At 42.7% G+C, this 18,498-nt stretch carries 9 protein-coding genes; 5 read left to right on the forward strand and 4 right to left on the reverse strand.

What is annotated here, in order from left to right; genetic code table 11:
• Positions 1–54 precede the first annotated feature (54 nt).
• The gene (glmS, locus tag HMPREF1048_RS12250) at positions 55–1,863 is read left to right on the forward strand and encodes a glutamine--fructose-6-phosphate transaminase (isomerizing) (RefSeq protein ID WP_000334289.1); all 1,809 of its coding nucleotides are present in this window, start codon (positions 55–57) and stop codon (positions 1,861–1,863) included.
• Positions 1,864–2,096: 233 nt separating this feature from the next.
• The gene (locus HMPREF1048_RS12255) at positions 2,097–3,149 is read left to right on the forward strand and encodes an LLM class flavin-dependent oxidoreductase (RefSeq protein ID WP_000229790.1); all 1,053 of its coding nucleotides are present in this window, start codon (positions 2,097–2,099) and stop codon (positions 3,147–3,149) included.
• 96 nt (positions 3,150–3,245) lie between these two features.
• Here HMPREF1048_RS12255 and HMPREF1048_RS12260 read toward each other — a convergent pair whose 3' ends face one another.
• Positions 3,246–7,151: a pullulanase gene (locus HMPREF1048_RS12260; protein ID WP_001232750.1), complete on the reverse strand. Its 3,906-nt coding sequence runs from the start codon at positions 7,149–7,151 to the stop codon at positions 3,246–3,248.
• A 113-nt stretch (positions 7,152–7,264) separates the two neighbouring features.
• Positions 7,265–8,743 (reverse strand): AcpB/EbpR/MafR family transcriptional regulator, encoded by a 1,479-nt coding sequence (locus HMPREF1048_RS12265; RefSeq protein ID WP_000353703.1) that lies wholly within the window; start codon positions 8,741–8,743, stop codon positions 7,265–7,267.
• A 481-nt stretch (positions 8,744–9,224) separates the two neighbouring features.
• Here HMPREF1048_RS12265 and rpoB point away from each other — a divergent pair, with 481 nt between their 5' ends.
• The 3 genes from rpoB (at position 9,225) to ndk (ending at position 17,068) form a co-directional block, all read left to right on the forward strand.
• Positions 9,225–12,836: a DNA-directed RNA polymerase subunit beta gene (rpoB, locus tag HMPREF1048_RS12270; RefSeq protein WP_000907134.1), complete on the forward strand. Its 3,612-nt coding sequence runs from the start codon at positions 9,225–9,227 to the stop codon at positions 12,834–12,836.
• 32 nt (positions 12,837–12,868) lie between these two features.
• Complete coding sequence (gene rpoC / locus HMPREF1048_RS12275) at positions 12,869–16,546, forward strand: DNA-directed RNA polymerase subunit beta' (protein ID WP_000228740.1); 3,678 nt, start codon at positions 12,869–12,871, stop codon at positions 16,544–16,546.
• Between the two features lie 108 nt (positions 16,547–16,654).
• Positions 16,655–17,068 carry a nucleoside-diphosphate kinase gene (gene ndk, locus HMPREF1048_RS12280; RefSeq protein ID WP_000438297.1) on the forward strand — a complete coding sequence of 138 codons (414 nt, stop codon included), beginning with the start codon at positions 16,655–16,657 and terminating at the stop codon, positions 17,066–17,068.
• A 247-nt stretch (positions 17,069–17,315) separates the two neighbouring features.
• Here the strand turns inward: ndk and cbpJ are convergent, their stop codons facing one another.
• Together cbpJ and HMPREF1048_RS13720 are read right to left on the reverse strand one after the other, a co-directional pair.
• Entirely contained in the window at positions 17,316–18,317 is a 1,002-nt protein-coding gene (gene cbpJ, locus HMPREF1048_RS12285; RefSeq protein WP_000771121.1) for a choline-binding protein CbpJ, read from the reverse strand.
• Entirely contained in the window at positions 18,314–18,487 is a 174-nt protein-coding gene (locus HMPREF1048_RS13720) for a PhrA family quorum-sensing system peptide (protein WP_033628783.1), read from the reverse strand. Before HMPREF1048_RS13720 ends, cbpJ begins: the two co-directional genes overlap by 4 nt.
• Between the last annotated feature and the right edge of the window lie 11 nt (positions 18,488–18,498).

The raw sequence follows: 18,498 nt of genomic DNA on the forward strand, positions 1-18,498 counted from the left end.
TCAGACTATACCAATTTTAAGGAGAAAGCACAGCTTGTCTGTGTCGTATATACTATGTGTGGAATTGTTGGTGTTGTTGGAAACACAAATGCAACTGATATTTTGATTCAAGGGCTTGAAAAGCTCGAATACCGTGGCTATGATTCTGCGGGGATTTTTGTCCTAGGTGGTGCTGAAAATCACCTAGTCAAGGCTGTCGGTCGTATCGCAGAATTATCTGCCAAGACAGCTGGTGTTGAGGGTACAACTGGTATCGGACATACTCGTTGGGCGACTCACGGGAAACCAACGGAAGACAATGCTCACCCACACCGCTCTGAGACTGAACGTTTTGTCTTGGTGCATAACGGGGTGATTGAGAACTACCTTGAAATCAAGGAAGAATACCTTGCAGGTCACCACTTTAAGGGGCAAACAGATACTGAAATTGCCGTTCACTTGATTGGAAAATTTGTGGAAGAAGATGGCTTATCAGTTCTTGAAGCCTTCAAAAAAGCTCTTCACATCATCCGTGGTTCTTATGCCTTTGCCTTGGTTGACTCACAAGATCCTGAAGTCATCTACGTAGCGAAGAATAAATCACCACTTTTGATTGGTCTTGGAGAAGGCTATAACATGGTCTGCTCAGACGCCATGGCTATGATTCGTGAGACCAATCAATACATGGAAATTCATGACCAAGAGTTGGTAATCGTCAAGGCGGATAGTGTGGAAGTTCAAGACTATGATGGCAACAGTCGTGAGCGTGCTAGCTACACTGCTGAGCTTGATTTGTCAGATATCGGTAAGGGAACTTATCCTTACTACATGCTCAAGGAAATCGATGAGCAACCAACAGTGATGCGTAAGTTAATCCAAGCCTACACAGATGAGGCTGGTCAAGTAGTAGTAAACCCAGCTATCATCAAGGCTGTTCAAGACGCAGACCGTATCTACATCCTTGCAGCTGGGACATCTTACCACGCAGGATTTGCTTCTAAGAAAATGCTGGAAGAATTGACAGATACGCCAGTTGAACTTGGAATCTCATCTGAGTGGGGCTACGGTATGCCACTTCTCAGCAAGAAACCACTCTTCATCTTTATCAGTCAGTCTGGTGAAACAGCGGATAGCCGTCAGGTTTTGGTTAAGGCTAATGAAATGGGAATCCCAAGCTTGACAGTGACAAACGTACCAGGCTCAACTCTTTCTCGTGAAGCTAACCATACCATGCTTCTTCATGCAGGACCTGAAATTGCCGTAGCCTCAACCAAGGCTTATACAGCGCAAATCGCAGCCCTTGCCTTCCTTGCAAAAGCAGTTGGAGAAGCAAATGGCAATGCCAAAGCGCAAGCCTTTGACCTGGTTCATGAATTGTCAATCGTAGCTCAGTCTATCGAATCAACTCTTTCAGAGAAAGAAACCATCGAAGCCAAGGTTCGTGAGCTTCTTGAAACAACTCGCAACGCCTTTTACATTGGACGTGGTCAAGATTACTACGTAGCCATGGAAGCAAGTCTCAAACTCAAAGAGATTTCTTACATCCAGTGTGAAGGTTTTGCGGCAGGAGAACTCAAGCACGGAACCATTGCCTTGATTGAAGAAGGAACACCTGTTTTGGCCCTATTGTCAGATCCAGTCCTTGCCAACCATACTCGTGGAAATATCCAAGAGGTCGCAGCTCGTGGTGCCAAAGTCCTCACTATCGCAGAAGAAAATGTTGCCAAAGAGACAGACGACATCGTTCTTACGACTGTACATCCATACCTCTCACCAATTTCAATGGTTGTGCCAACGCAATTGGTCGCTTACTTTGCAACTCTGCACCGTGGTCTTGATGTGGATAAACCACGTAACCTTGCTAAATCAGTAACGGTAGAATAAGCTAAAAAAGTCTAGTTATCTAGGCTTTTTCTTGTGAGCAAATCGGTTGCTTGTACTCAAGTTTCGTGTTATACTCTTCGAAAGTCTCTTCAAACCACGTCAGCTTCCATCTGCAACATCAAAACACTGTTTTGAGCAGCCTGCGGCTAGCTTCCTAGTTTGCTCTTTGATTTTCATTGAGTATTAGAATAATTTTTCAAATTGAAGGACAGAAATAGACGGGGAGAATCACAGTGGTAGAATTGGGAATTTCAACATTTGGGGAAACAACGGCGCTTGAAAGGACTGGGCAAACTTACAGTCATGCCGAACGTATTCGCCAGTTGGTGGCAGAGATTGAACTAGCTGACAAGGTTGGTTTGGATGTATATGGGATTGGTGAGCACCATCGAGAGGATTTTGCGATATCTGCGCCAGAGATTGTCCTGGCAGCAGGTGCAGTCAATACCAAGAAAATCCGTTTGACCAGTGCAGTCAGCATTCTCTCGAGCATGGATCCGATTCGCTTGTTCCAACAATATGCCACTATCGATGCTTTGTCAAATGGACGAGCGGAGATTATGGCTGGAAGGGGTTCTTTCACGGAATCTTTCCCCTTGTTTGGATATGATTTGAAAGACTACGAAGCCCTTTTTGATGAGAAATTAGACTTGCTCCAGTTAGTCAATGAAAAGACCAAGTTAGACTGGCAAGGCCGCTTGAGCCAAACAATCTCTGGCAAAGAAGTTTATCCTCGTCCAGTTCAGGATAAATTACCCTTGTGGATAGCGACAGGTGGTCATGTCGAATCAACAGTGAAGATTGCTCAGGCAGGTCTACCGATTGTCTATGCCATTATTGGTGGTAACCCTCGTTATTTTAAAAAGTTGATTCAGGCTTATCGTGAGATTGGGAGCGAAGCGGGTCATGCCAGTCAGGAACTAAAGGTTGGAGCTCATTCTTGGGGATGGGTTACTGAAGATGGCGAGCAGGCTGTGAAAGATTATTTCCATCCGACCAAGCAAGTAGTGGATGCTATTTCCAAAGACCGTCCACACTGGCAGGAGTTGCGTTATGAACAATACCTTGAGCAGATAGGGCCAAATGGTGCCATGTTTGTGGGAAATCCAGATCAAGTGGCCGAAAAATTGATTCGCATGATTGAGGATTTAGGATTGGACCGCTTCATGCTTCACCTACCTCTTGGTTCCATGCCTCATGACCAAGTTCTGAGAGCTATTGAACTTTTCGGAATGCAAGTGGTTCCAAAAGTACGGGCTTATTTTGCCATGAAAGAGACTAAATAAAAAATCCTAATCAAGTTTATTAGGACAACAAATATTGTACAAAAATCAATCCCCCGAGCTATAATGCTTGGGGGATTTTTCTATAGGAGGGCTAGTTTAGTTCTCTTTTTTGTTTTTTAGCAAGAAACCGAGACCTAGAAGGGCAAGGAGGCTGATTCCTGCAAACAGGAGTTTGTTATCGTTTTTGGTTCCTGTATTTGGAAGTTCAGCTTGTTTAGCTGGAGTTGCAGGTATATTTTCCTTGTTAGAGTTATCTACCGATTCGTTTCGAACAGCTTCACTTACAGATGATGCTTGTACTTCTTGTGCTGGTTGTGAAACTTGTGAAGCTTGTGAATCAGTTGTAGCTTGGCTAGGTTTATTTTCCGCATCAGCTACTTTGGCATCTGGTTTTGCAGAATCAGGTTTAGTTTGTGGAGCTGGAGTTTGCTGTTCCGGTTTGTCTACTCGGTTTGACATATTGTCTTGGCCGTTATTTTGACCGTGTTCTTGTTTTAAGCTAGAAAGGTCAAATTCTGGTTTTTCTTCCACAGCTGGGGCAACGATGGCACCGCCTTGAGAGACTCGAAGAACAGTAGCTGTAAGGGCATTCAATTTCAAACCTTTTTCAGTCCACTCAAGTCCTTTCGGGTTGGCAATTCCTACTGGTCCTGCTTGGTTTTCATCTGCTAAAACTTCAGCATTTCTGAGGTGGGCAAAGGCAGTTCCCAAGTTAAATTCGCGAGCTTTTTCATCCGCATTGACAAAGACTGCGTAGATATCCCCATTTGGAGCAGTGATTTGGTAGCCAATCACTACGTCTTCTTTTGCCACACCATTTTGACCTGGGACAGTGATGAGTTGGACACGGTCTTTGATATCTTGGAGACTCTTAAGTCGGAAGGCATCTGTAGATTGACGAAGGGCAATCAAACCTTTCATATAGTCACGGCTCTTGACATTCTCAGGATATGCTTTTCCATCTGTAGCCTTAGTCCAGTCAAACTTGTTAATCGCATCACTCGAATCGTAAGAGTCATGGATGAAGTAAGGATAGTCAAATGGATTGCCGTCCTTATCACGCAACAAGTGAGATTTGTTTGGAACCTTATCCTCTGCTACTGGAGTCTTGTAGGCTGGGTCACGGAATTGTTTGGTGCGACCATATTCCTGACCAGAGTGGATAAATGGAGTTCCTTGAGCTGTCAAGACCATGAGGTTTCCAAGTCGCAAACGACGGTGGATTTCAGCATAGTTTTTAGCTTTGCTTGGGTCTTTTTTGATAGACTGGGCAATGATGTCAAAGAGAGTCAAGTTATCATGGGCTGCGATATACTGGATAACATCTCCAGGACTGTCTGCTTCAAAGTTGGTTGGTTGAGCAATGAGATTTTTGAAGATAGTGTTGATATCACGCTTGCCACCTGTGATAAAGGCAGGTTGACCTTCATTTGGATAACCAGATTTGAGGTTGTTACGGATGTCATCTGAGAAGACAGCGACAGTATCGGTATGTTTCATCCAATCTTGGTCAGCAGCTTTAGTAGGCATATTTTCATCACCAGCATAGGTTCTCCAACCTTCACCTAGCATGATGAGGTTTGGATTGAGGGCGCGTGCAGCCTTGTAAGCTTCTTCGATAGAAGCGGCGTCATGATCTCCCATCATATCGAAACGGAATCCATCTACTTTGTAGGTATCAACTAGATACTTGATAGAATCAACTAGGAGGCGTTTGGTCATATGGTGAGTTGTCCCCAAACGTCCACCACCAAAGCTAGTGCGAGGTGTCCCATCAGCATCCATAAAGTGGTAGTAGTTTGGTTCTAAATCTTCAAAGATATCGACCTTGGCTGTATGGTTGTAAACTACGTCCAGGATAGCTCCCATGCCACGTTTGTGGATCTCATTGATGAGGTTTTTAAACTCTGCGATTCGTTTTTCTGGATTTTTAGGATCGCTTGAATACATACCAGTCAATGAGAAGTAGTTTTGAGGGTCATATCCCCAGTTGTAGTTGCTGTTGCTTGAAGCATAGTCAGACAAGCGTTCATGGTTTTTCAATTCATTGACAAAGTAGTAAGACAAGACTGGAAGGAGCTGGATGTGGGTCACACCTAAGTCTTTGAGATAGTCTAGTTTTTCAATAAAGGCTTCAAAAGTCCCAAATGGTTTGGTCAAGTCTTTTGCGATGGCAGGATCTGAAGTGAAGTCACGCACATGAGCTTCGTAGATAACGGCATCTTCACGAGTCTTGAAGTTGTGAATCTTACCATAAGTCAAGTCTTGAGGTCCTAATTTAGCTGGATCTACAAAGGCAGCTTTAGCCACTTTATGGGCATCGTCAATCTTGGCATCGTCACTATTCCAAGCAGCGAGGGACTTAGCGTAAGGATCGAGTGCAAGAACAGTTTTCCCTTGACGCTCGATTTGGTATTGATAATAGTAGCCAGTGAAATCAGTGATTCCGAGTTTGTTTGTGCTATCTAGAGTTTGTTTCCAAGTTCCTCTTTCCCCTTTTTCAAGAGCGACAGTTCCAACCACTTTTTCAGGGTTATTCTTGTCGTAGACAACGACAGAAACCTTATCAGCACTTGGTGACCAAAGAGTTAAATCAACCTGTTTTCCTTCTTCTTTTAGGTCAGCTCCCAGTTTGCCATCATAGCTGTAAGTCTCATCTTTAAGGCGCCAGCTTGTTTTGGTAGTGAATTGGTCGGAATTGTAGCTAACAGTATATGGATGTTTTGTGTCAGAGAAATCTCCGCTGTAGGTCACTTTCTTACCAGCTTCGTCGATTGCAACATCGGTGATAGTTACTTTGTTTCCTAGGTGATTAGTGATGTTGGAGTGCTTGAGGATATCTTCTTTTTTAGCACCGACAAGTGTTGAAAAACTACTTTCAATGCTAGAAGTGCCTACGTGTTGGGCTCCTGTCATACGGATATCATGGACATAGTATGGATTTGTGTAAATTGATTCATCATCGTCTTTTAGGAAAATTTGGCTATGATTTTTCAAATCTGTGAATTTATAATCTTCTTTACGGATTTTCACGTCGTCTCCTTGTTTGCTCTCATCTAGTAACAAAAATCCAAATTCTTTGGCGGCATCCTTAAGAGGAATGTCGATATAGCGACCATATTTGCCTGTAGCCGTAAAGTCTGTTCCGTCAGGCCATTGAGCACTGCTTGGATTTTTTACATCTCCCCAGTACCAAAGAGATTTCTTGTCATAGTTGCCGTCAGTGCGGTAGTAGTTGACGCGAACAGTACCTGCAGGTTGTGGCTCGTAAGAGAAAACCTTGTAATCTTGGTCTAACCAGGCCTCGTTCATTTTTGGAACTAGTTTTTCTGCAGATTTATCGCCAGTTAGATTTTTTCCAGCTGTATTGTTGATGAGGAAGCTAATTTTCTTGGCTTGTTCTCCCTTTAATTTGACATCTAGGTAGTAGCCGTAGTCGTCTTTTTTGGCATCCTTAAAGGACAGGGCTCCGTTTGGCCAATTTTCAGAAGGTTTTTCAACATCGTCCCAAGTCCATAGTCCTTGAGCATCCTTGTTTTCTTCAGGAAGTTTTTTGACGTGGATACGGAAGTAGTTGTCTTCGATTGGCTCTTCTGCCTTAGTTTCAGTCGTTACTGGACTAGTAGAAGTAGTTGGCTCGCTTGAACGATCTTGTCCGGTTTGTGTTGCTGAGTCGGCTGGGCTTGCAACAGGAGTGGTTGGCTCTGTTGCAGGTTTTTCTTCTTTTTTCTCTAGGGAAGCGTTTGCATTGTTAGGTGAAGAAAAATCGCTTTCGTTCTTGCCAGCGATGTTTGTTGCATCAGTAAGAGGTTGGGCAAGAGCAGTAGTAGTTTCACTATTACTTGCGTTAGTGGTTGGTGTACTTTCGTTGGCTGAGATAGTTGGCGTAGCCATAGCAAGTAGGACAAGGCTTGCGCCGATAAGGACAGAACCAGTTCCATTTTTGAGGGAACGGATGCTGTAGACCATTTTTTTCTCAGTTTGAGCTGGTGTTTTTCTCATGATGATTCTCCAATCAATAAATTTCTATATCAGTATAGCATGTAGTAAAATAATATGCAAGCGTTTTCTCGAAATTAAAACAAAAGAAAATCGCAACAGTTTTTCTGTTACGACTAAGCTAGTCTTTCTTTATGAATTTGTGACCCCAAAAGGTGGAGGTGGTGAAATAGTTCTGCAGTAGAAAGATTCCGACTACAAATAATGGGTTTCGGACAGTTGGAAACAGGGAAGGTGGCGATAACAATATCGTGTGGAATTTGATTGAAGATTGAGGAAGAGATACTGGACTTTTCCCAAGGATCAAATAGATAGAGATTGTTACCGTAGTGGGCAAGGGTGTCAATTAGGTTTTGTGCGTGCTCACTATCTAGATGACTAATGACCAAAACACGAATTTTGGGAAGTTTTTGAAGTAATTGGACTAAAATGCGTTGTCCTTGGATAGAAAAGGCATAAACTAGCTCTTGTAGTTTACTTGGATGACTCTCTAGACCAATCTCAGCTAGATACGTCTGAAATTTACTTTTACTTACTTCAAATAGTTTTGGAAATTCTTTTTGGTAATTGGTTAAAAGCAGAGACTTTTGCTTTTCAAGAGATTTGTTACTAAGTGGGTGGAGAAAATCAGATTGGGCAGTGTAGTGGAGGAGCCAAATCAATTCTTCGCGATTTGCAATCTGTAGGTGAAATTCTTTAGATAATTCTTCTAAAATTTGACTCAATAAACGATAGGATTTTTGAATCTGATGAATGTCTCCTATCGCTTCATTACAAGGTTTATTTGTGATTTGAGGCGACTTTACTGGGGGTGAAAATAGCTGTTCCAGTGCTTCTTTTGTAGGTTCAAAATGGAGTTTTTTAGCCAGTTTTTTGATATCTTGTTCGAACTGCGGAATTTGCATGAGAGAGCTGTAGTGGCTGGTTAAAAGGGGAGTAGGATTTTCAATAAAGTGTTTCCTTTTAAAACGCTCCATATTGATAGCTAGGGTATATTTGATTTGTCGTAGACTGCTGAGGTTGAGTGACACTTGTTGGGCCTTCAAAAATAACTGAATCAAATCAGTCAAATACTCTTCGGAAATAGAAGAGAAGGGCCAATCAAGAAAGCTGTGACTTTGGCTAAAGTAGTCCAGATAAAAGGCGCGAATGTCTTCTTCTGCTCCCATCATGTTCAAAGGGGAAGGTTGTATGCTGATGCCATAATGTTGCGGAAGTTTAGTATTTAGATGTTGGATGATTTCCTGAACTCGTTCGCAGCTAATCATAAGGTCCTGACATATTTGGTCAAGTGATTGTTCCTCTTTGAAAAATAGACAGTTCAAAAAAGAGTAGATTTCAGATTGTTCAAAGATAGCAATCCTAGGGTCTAAGGAGTTTCGGGCTTCAAACTGCAACTGAATACCTTCTTTTGTTGAGCGAATAAGGAGGTTAGGAAATAATTGTTCAAGTTTAAAAAGGCGATCTTGCAATTCTTCGATTGAAAAATTCAGCTTCTCAGCCAAGACTGGAATTTCTATCCAATCTTGGTGTTTGGTTAGTTCTTCCAGTAACGTTAGCAAATTCTGTTCTGTTTCAGAAAGCAAAATATCCATAACAAACCTCCTTATATATTTATACATATATATTAAAAGAAAAACCAAGTAAAGTCAAGAAAAACAGCCTAAGATAAAATAGGGAAATCGTAATTTACTATATTTTTCTTGAACAATTAAACTGAAAATGAAGTTTGCAAAGTAATCATTGAATTCAATTTTTTATAGGAAAAAAATTCACCAAAAATCTATAGAATCCCTTGAAAAATCTAGCTAAATAGGGTATAATATGAGTAATCATTTGTCGTAGGTTTTGTCTGAAATATTGTCCAGACAAGGCTCACAGCAGTTAAATCTTCTGAAAAAGTCAGATTTAGCTGCTCTTTTTGTGCTTTTTTTCAGGATTTTGAGTACTTGTAACAAAGACTTAAAGATTCTGAAAATTTATCAAAGGGACACGGTGATAGGGGTTTTACAACCATATGACGATTAGAAAGCCTGATTGACAAGGCTTGGAACTTATTTACAAAGGAGAATCATCTTGGCAGGACATGACGTTCAATACGGGAAACATCGTACCCGTCGTAGTTTTTCAAGAATCAAAGAAGTTCTTGACTTACCAAATTTGATTGAAATTCAAACTGATTCATTCAAAGCTTTCCTAGACCACGGTCTTAAGGAAGTGTTTGAAGATGTATTGCCAATTTCAAACTTCACAGACACAATGGAGTTGGAATTTGTTGGATATGAAATCAAGGAACCAAAATACACGCTAGAAGAAGCTCGTATCCACGATGCTAGCTACTCAGCACCAATTTTTGTAACCTTCCGCTTGATCAATAAAGAAACAGGCGAAATCAAAACTCAAGAAGTTTTCTTTGGTGATTTCCCAATCATGACAGAAATGGGTACCTTCATCATCAATGGTGGTGAACGTATCATCGTATCTCAGTTGGTCCGCTCACCAGGTGTTTACTTTAATGATAAAGTTGATAAAAATGGTAAAGTGGGCTACGGTTCAACTGTTATCCCTAACCGTGGAGCTTGGTTGGAACTTGAAAGCGACTCAAAAGACATCGCCTATACTCGTATCGACCGTACTCGTAAGATTCCATTTACAACCTTGGTTCGTGCGCTTGGTTTCTCAGGTGATGATGAAATCTTTGATATCTTTGGTGACAGCGAATTGGTTCGCAACACTGTTGAAAAAGATATCCATAAGAACCCAATGGACTCTCGTACAGACGAAGCCTTGAAAGAAATCTACGAACGTCTTCGTCCAGGTGAGCCTAAGACTGCTGAAAGCTCACGTAGCTTGCTTGTAGCTCGTTTCTTTGACCCACGTCGCTATGACTTGGCAGCAGTTGGTCGTTACAAGATCAATAAAAAACTCAATGTTAAAACACGTTTGCTCAACCAAACCATTGCGGAACCATTGGTAGATACTGAAACAGGCGAAATCTTGGTAGAAGCTGGTACAATCATGACTCGTAGTGTGATTGAAAGCATTGAAAGCCATTTGGATGGCGACTTGAACAAGATTGTCTACATTCCAAATGATGCAGCCGTTGTGACTGAGCCAGTTGTTCTTCAAAAATTCAAGGTTGTTGCACCAACTGATCCAGACCGCGTCGTAACGATTATTGGTAATGCCAATCCAGATGACAAGGTTCGTATCGTCACTCCTGCAGATATCCTTGCTGAGATGAGCTACTTCCTCAACTTGGCTGAAGGACTTGGGCGTGTAGATGATATCGACCACCTTGGGAACCGTCGTATCCGTGCGGTTGGTGAATTGCTTGCCAACCAAGTACGTTTGGGACTTTCTCGTATGGAACGTAATGTCCGTGAACGTATGTCTGTTCAGGACAACGAAGTCTTGACACCACAACAAATTATCAATATCCGTCCTGTAACAGCTGCGGTTAAAGAATTCTTTGGTTCATCACAGTTGTCACAGTTCATGGACCAACACAACCCGCTTTCTGAGTTGTCTCACAAACGCCGTTTATCAGCCTTAGGACCTGGTGGTTTGACACGTGACCGCGCTGGATATGAAGTCCGTGACGTGCACTACACTCACTACGGTCGTATGTGTCCAATCGAGACACCTGAAGGACCTAACATCGGTTTGATCAATAACTTGTCATCTTACGGACACTTGAATAAGTATGGCTTTGTTCAAACACCATACCGTAAAGTTGACCGTGAAACAGGTGTTGTCACAAACGAAATCGTTTGGTTGACAGCCGATGAAGAAGATGAATTTACTGTAGCGCAGGCTAACTCTCGTCTGAATGAAGATGGAACATTTGCTGAAAAAGTTGTCATGGGACGTCACCAAGGGGTCAACCAAGAGTATCCAGCTAACGTTGTTGACTATATGGACGTATCACCAAAACAGGTAGTTGCCGTTGCGACAGCATGTATTCCTTTCTTGGAAAACGATGACTCCAACCGTGCCCTCATGGGAGCCAACATGCAACGTCAGGCTGTGCCATTGATTAATCCTCAGGCACCTTACGTTGGTACTGGTATGGAATACCAAGCAGCTCATGACTCTGGAGCGGCTGTGATTGCTCAGTATGATGGTAAAGTTACTTACGCAGATGCTGACAAGGTAGAAGTTCGTCGTGAAGATGGTTCATTGGACGTTTACCACATTCAAAAATTCCGTCGTTCAAACTCAGGTACTGCCTACAACCAACGTACGCTTGTTAAAGTTGGTGATGCCGTTGAAAAAGGTGATTTCATCGCTGACGGACCTTCTATGGAAAATGGAGAAATGGCGCTTGGACAAAACCCAATCGTTGCCTACATGACTTGGGAAGGTTACAACTTCGAGGATGCCGTTATCATGAGCGAACGCTTGGTTAAAGACGATGTCTACACATCTGTTCACCTTGAAGAATACGAATCAGAAACACGCGATACAAAGCTTGGGCCTGAAGAAATTACTCGTGAAATTCCAAACGTTGGTGAAGATGCCCTTAAAGACCTTGATGAAATGGGTATTATCCGTATCGGTGCTGAGGTTAAAGAAGGTGATATCCTTGTAGGTAAAGTAACACCTAAGGGTGAGAAAGACCTTTCAGCTGAAGAACGTCTCTTGCACGCTATCTTTGGAGACAAGTCACGTGAAGTGCGTGATACTTCTCTTCGTGTACCACACGGTGCCGATGGTGTCGTTCGTGATGTTAAGATCTTTACACGTGCAAATGGAGATGAATTGCAATCAGGTGTCAACATGCTGGTTCGCGTCTACATCGCTCAAAAACGTAAGATCAAGGTCGGAGATAAGATGGCCGGACGTCACGGAAATAAGGGGGTTGTCTCTCGTATCGTTCCTGTAGAAGATATGCCTTACCTTCCAGACGGAACTCCAGTCGATATCATGTTGAACCCACTTGGGGTGCCATCACGTATGAATATCGGTCAGGTTATGGAGCTCCACCTTGGTATGGCGGCTCGTACTCTTGGAATCCACATCGCAACACCAGTCTTTGACGGAGCAAGTTCTGAAGATCTTTGGTCAACTGTTAAAGAAGCTGGTATGGATAGCGATGCCAAAACAATCCTTTACGATGGACGTACTGGTGAACCGTTTGATAACCGTGTTTCTGTCGGAGTCATGTACATGATCAAACTCCACCACATGGTTGACGATAAATTGCACGCGCGTTCAGTCGGACCGTACTCAACCGTTACTCAACAACCACTCGGAGGTAAAGCTCAGTTTGGTGGACAACGTTTTGGTGAGATGGAGGTTTGGGCTCTTGAAGCCTACGGTGCGTCAAATGTCCTTCAAGAAATCTTGACTTACAAGTCTGACGATATCAACGGACGTTTGAAAGCTTATGAAGCTATTACAAAAGGAAAACCAATTCCAAAACCAGGTGTTCCAGAATCCTTCCGAGTTCTTGTCAAAGAATTGCAATCTCTTGGTCTTGACATGCGTGTCCTAGACGAAGATGACCAAGAAGTGGAACTTCGCGACTTGGATGAAGGAATGGACGAAGATGTCATCCACGTAGATGACCTTGAAAAAGCCCGCGAAAAAGCAGCACAAGAGGCTAAAGCAGCCTTTGAAGCTGAAGAAGCTGAAAAAGCAACAAAAGCGGAAGCAACAGAAGAAGCTGCTGAACAAGAATAAGCAGTTCACTTAGAATAGAAAGGGAAGAAATAGTGGTTGATGTAAATCGTTTTAAAAGTATGCAAATCACCCTAGCTTCTCCAAGTAAAGTCCGTTCATGGTCTTATGGAGAAGTCAAAAAACCTGAAACAATCAATTACCGTACCTTGAAACCAGAACGTGAAGGACTCTTTGATGAAGTTATCTTTGGTCCTACAAAAGACTGGGAATGTGCTTGTGGTAAGTACAAACGCATTCGTTACAGAGGAATTGTTTGTGACCGTTGTGGGGTTGAAGTAACGCGTACGAAAGTTCGTCGTGAGCGTATGGGGCACATTGAGTTGAAAGCTCCTGTATCTCACATCTGGTACTTCAAGGGGATTCCAAGCCGTATGGGCTTGACCCTTGATATGAGTCCTCGTGCCCTCGAGGAAGTTATCTACTTTGCGGCTTATGTGGTGATTGATCCAAAGGATACACCACTTGAGCACAAGTCTATCATGACAGAGCGCGAATACCGTGAGCGCTTGCGTGAGTATGGTTATGGATCATTCGTTGCCAAGATGGGTGCCGAAGCCATCCAAGACCTTTTGAAACAAGTAGATCTTGAAAAAGAAATTGCTGAACTCAAAGAAGAGTTGAAAACAGCTACTGGACAAAAACGTGTCAAAGCTATCCGTCGTTTGGATGTTTTGGATGCCTTTTACAAGTCTGGAAACAAACCTGAATGGATGATTCTCAACATCCTTCCAGTTATTCCACCAGATCTTCGTCCAATGTTGCAGTTGGATGGTGGCCGTTTTGCCTCATCTGACTTGAACGACCTTTACCGTCGTGTTATTAACCGTAACAACCGTTTGGCTCGTTTGCTTGAGTTGAACGCACCAGGTATCATCGTTCAAAATGAGAAGCGTATGCTTCAAGAAGCGGTTGACGCTTTGATTGACAATGGTCGTCGTGGTCGTCCAATCACAGGACCAGGTAGCCGTCCACTGAAATCATTGAGTCACATGCTTAAAGGTAAACAAGGACGCTTCCGTCAAAACTTGCTCGGTAAACGTGTTGACTTCTCAGGACGTTCCGTTATCGCCGTTGGTCCAACTCTTAAGATGTACCAATGTGGTGTGCCACGTGAAATGGCGATCGAACTTTTTAAACCATTCGTGATGCGTGAAATCGTTGCCCGTGATATCGTGCAAAACGTCAAAGCAGCTAAACGCTTGGTGGAACGCGGAGATGAGCGTATCTGGGATATCCTTGAAGAAGTGATCAAAGAACACCCAGTGCTTTTGAACCGCGCACCGACCCTTCACCGTTTGGGTATCCAAGCCTTCGAGCCAGTCTTGATTGATGGTAAGGCCCTTCGCTTGCACCCACTGGTCTGTGAAGCCTACAATGCCGACTTTGACGGAGACCAAATGGCCATCCACGTACCGCTTTCAGAAGAAGCCCAAGCAGAAGCTCGTATCTTGATGCTAGCTGCTGAGCACATCTTGAACCCGAAAGATGGTAAACCAGTTGTTACTCCATCTCAGGACATGGTTTTGGGTAACTACTACTTGACCATGGAAGAAGCTGGTCGTGAAGGTGAAGGAATGGTCTTCAAAGACCGTGACGAAGCGGTTATGGCCTACCGTAATGGTTATGTTCACCTTCACTCACGTGTTGGTATTGCAACTGACAGTCTCAACAAGCCTTGGACAGAAGAGCAAAAACACAAGGTCTTGCTTACAACTGTTGGTAAAATTCTCTTCAACGACATCATGCCAGAGGGGCTACCATACTTGCAAGAACCAAACAATGCCAACTTGACAGAAGGCGTTCCAGCTAAATATTTCTTGCCACTTGGTGGAGATATCAAGGAAGCTATCAGCAAACTTGAACTCAATCCTCCATTCAAGAAGAAAAACCTTGGAAATATCATCGCTGAAATCTTCAAACGTTTCCGTACGACAGAAACTTCTGCCCTACTTGACCGCATGAAGAACCTCGGTTACCACCACTCAACTCTTGCAGGATTGACAGTGGGTATTGCCGATATCCCAGTCGTTGATGACAAGGCTGAAATCATTGAAGAATCACACAAACGTGTAGAACAAATCACAAAACAATTCCGTCGTGGTATGATCACAGACGACGAGCGTTACAATGCTGTTACAGCTGAATGGCGTGCTGCCCGTGAAAAACTAGAGAAACGTTTGATTGCCAACCAAGATCCTAAGAACCCAATCGTTATGATGATGGACTCTGGAGCCCGTGGTAACATCTCAAACTTCTCACAGCTTGCCGGAATGCGTGGTCTGATGGCTGCTCCGAACGGACGTATCATGGAATTGCCAATCCTTTCAAACTTCCGCGAAGGTTTGTCAGTACTCGAAATGTTCTTCTCAACTCACGGTGCGCGTAAAGGTATGACCGATACGGCCCTTAAGACAGCCGACTCAGGTTACTTGACTCGTCGTTTGGTTGACGTTGCCCAAGACGTTATCATCCGTGAGGACGACTGTGGAACAGACCGTGGTCTCTTGATCCGTTCTATCGCGGAAGGAAAAGAGATGATCGAGTCTCTAGAAGAACGTCTCAACGGTCGTTACACTAAGAAAACTGTTAAGCATCCAGAAACTGGTGCAGTGATTATCGGTCCAAATGAGTTGATTACAGAAGACAAGGCGCGTGAAATTGTCAACGCTGGTGTGGAAGAAGTAACTATCCGTTCCGTATTTACATGTAATACTCGTCACGGTGTCTGCCGTCACTGTTATGGTATCAACTTGGCGACTGGTGATGCGGTTGAAGTTGGTGAAGCAGTTGGTACAATCGCTGCCCAATCTATCGGGGAACCTGGTACACAGCTTACAATGCGTACCTTCCACACGGGTGGGGTTGCCTCAAATACCGATATCACTCAGGGTCTTCCTCGTGTCCAAGAAATCTTTGAAGCCCGCAATCCTAAAGGGGAAGCGGTTATCACAGAGGTTAAAGGACAAGTTACAGCTATCGAAGAAGATGCATCAACTCGTACCAAGAAAGTCTTTGTTAAAGGTGAAACTGGCGAAGGCGAATATGTTGTTCCATTTACAGCTCGTATGCGTGTCGAAGTTGGTGACCAAGTAGCGCGTGGTGCTGCTCTTACAGAAGGTTCTATCCAACCAAAACGTCTCCTTGCAGTCCGTGATGTCTTGTCAGTAGAAACTTACCTTCTCGGTGAAGTACAAAAAGTTTACCGTAGCCAAGGGGTAGAAATCGGTGACAAACACATCGAGGTAATGGTTCGTCAAATGATCCGTAAAGTCCGTGTCATGGATCCAGGAGATACAGACCTTCTCATGGGTACCCTTATGGATATCAATGACTTTACAGATGCTAACAAAGATGTCCTTATCGCAGGTGGAGTTCCAGCGACAGGTCGCCCAGTCCTTATGGGAATTACCAAAGCCTCACTTGAAACAAATAGTTTCTTGTCAGCGGCTTCCTTCCAGGAAACAACTCGTGTCCTTACGGATGCGGCTATCCGTGGTAAGAAAGACCATCTCCTTGGACTGAAAGAAAATGTTATCATCGGTAAGATCATCCCAGCAGGTACTGGTATGGCCCGTTACCGTAACCTTGAACCACATGCTATCAACGAAGAAGAATACCTTAATCCTCCAGTAGAGGAAGAAGGAAATGAAGAAACAACAGAAGTAGTTGTGGATACTGCCGTTGAAACTGTGGAAGAAACAGTAGAATAAAAGCAGATGAGAGAGCCTTCGGGTTCTCTTTCTCTTTTCTGAAAACTTTCTCCATTTTTCCATGAAATGTGGTAAAATAAAAGAAAAAAGCTGACAAAGGAGACGGGTATGGAACAAACATTTTTTATCATTAAACCAGATGGTGTAAAAAGAGGACTAGTAGGTGAAGTGTTGAAACGCATCGAACAACGTGGATTTACAATCGAAAAATTGGAGTTGCGTACAAAGGTTTCAGAAGAGTTGATTGATCAGCACTATCAGGACTTGGTTGGTCAGAGTTTTTACCCACCGATTCGTGAATTTATGACTTCAGGACCGGTTCTTGTAGGTATCATTTCTGGTCCCAAAGTAATTGAAACTTGGCGAACTATGATGGGGGCAACTCGTCCAGAAGAAGCTTTACCAGGAACGATTCGAGGTGATTTTGCAAAAGCTGCTGGAGAAAATGAGGTTATCCAAAATGTTGTACATGGTTCAGATTCAGAAGAGTCAGCTAAGCGAGAGATTGCTCTTTGGTTTTAAGAGTGGATTGGCTCAATCAATTGGTTAAAAGCTCATTTGAATAGAAAGTATAGTCACATAAAAAAGAAAGGACTAACTTCGTCCTTTCTCATTCTTAGCTTTTCTTCAACCTACTACAGTAGATAAACATACTGAATAGCTACTGTCTTGACTCATTTAATTCTTAAAAATTGATAGAGTTGACAAATGGTAGAAAAAAGCTCTTTTTACTAAGTTAAGTATCAACTACAGTTACGATTAGCATTCGTTACTTAGCCCACTCACCATTATAGTTTACGTAGTAACCATCTACTGTGGTATTAACAGCTAGAGCACCTGAACCATAGGCATAATACCATTTACCATTGATTTGGAACCAGCCTGTCTTCATATCTCCATTACTTGCATTTAGGTAGTACCAAATTGAACCATCTTGATACCAACCAGTTGCCATTGCTCCTGATGAACGAAGGTAGTACCAACGGTTACCAACATATACCCAACCTGTCTTCATATCACCATTTTTATTATCTAAATAATACCAAGTTGAACCATCTTGATACCAACCAATTGCCATTGCACCTGATGAACGGAGGTAGTACCACTTATTGCCAATTTGCTTCCAACCAGTTTGCATGATACCAGTTTCTGAATCTAGATAGTACCAAGCTGAACCATCATTTATCCAACCTGCACGTCTTTCACCACCAATATAGTTTTCTCCATTAATTTCCGTTTTAGCTAGATAATACCAATTAGACTGGTCATAAAGCCAACCTGTCTCTAAAGAATGATTTTGATTAAAGTAATAGTTCGTGTAAAAACTCTTCTCTTCTTTATCTTCCGGGTTTGTACGTTTTTCCCCATACTTTCTTCCAACACTGTCTTTAGTTTTAACCTCTAATGCTTTCCAACCAACAAACTCTTGTAGCACTCCATTTTTGTCAAAGTAGTACCATTCTGGCATTGGGGAACCTTCTAATCTTATACCATTAGGGTAAGGACCAATTGTATATCCTTTAACTGGCATTGGAATGTACTGCCAACCAACAACCATTTCACCATTATAATCAAAATAATAGGTCTTGCCATCAATCACTCGCCAGTCCGTTTCTTTGATGTCACCCTTCTTGTAGTAGGTTCTACCATTTTCTTGGACAAATTGCCAACCTTCTGAATCAGCATCATCCGCCAATACTGCACTTGTTGCTAGCAAACCAAAGAAAAAGACTGTTAGTCCAGCTTGCATAGTTTTTTTCAAAAGTTTCATTTATATATACCTCCAATATTAAATCCACTCACCAGATGAAGCGAAATTATAAACTTTACCATTTGTCTATTCTTCTGAACAAACTGTTGATAGGGAATTGTATTACCAAATGCAAGAACACTTAGTAATACAAATATAACTATTTTTTTAATTCCACGTTTTTTTCTCATGCAATGAAACC

Source organism: Streptococcus mitis SK575, assembly GCF_000257865.1.
Lineage (GTDB): Bacteria > Bacillota > Bacilli > Lactobacillales > Streptococcaceae > Streptococcus > Streptococcus mitis_CQ.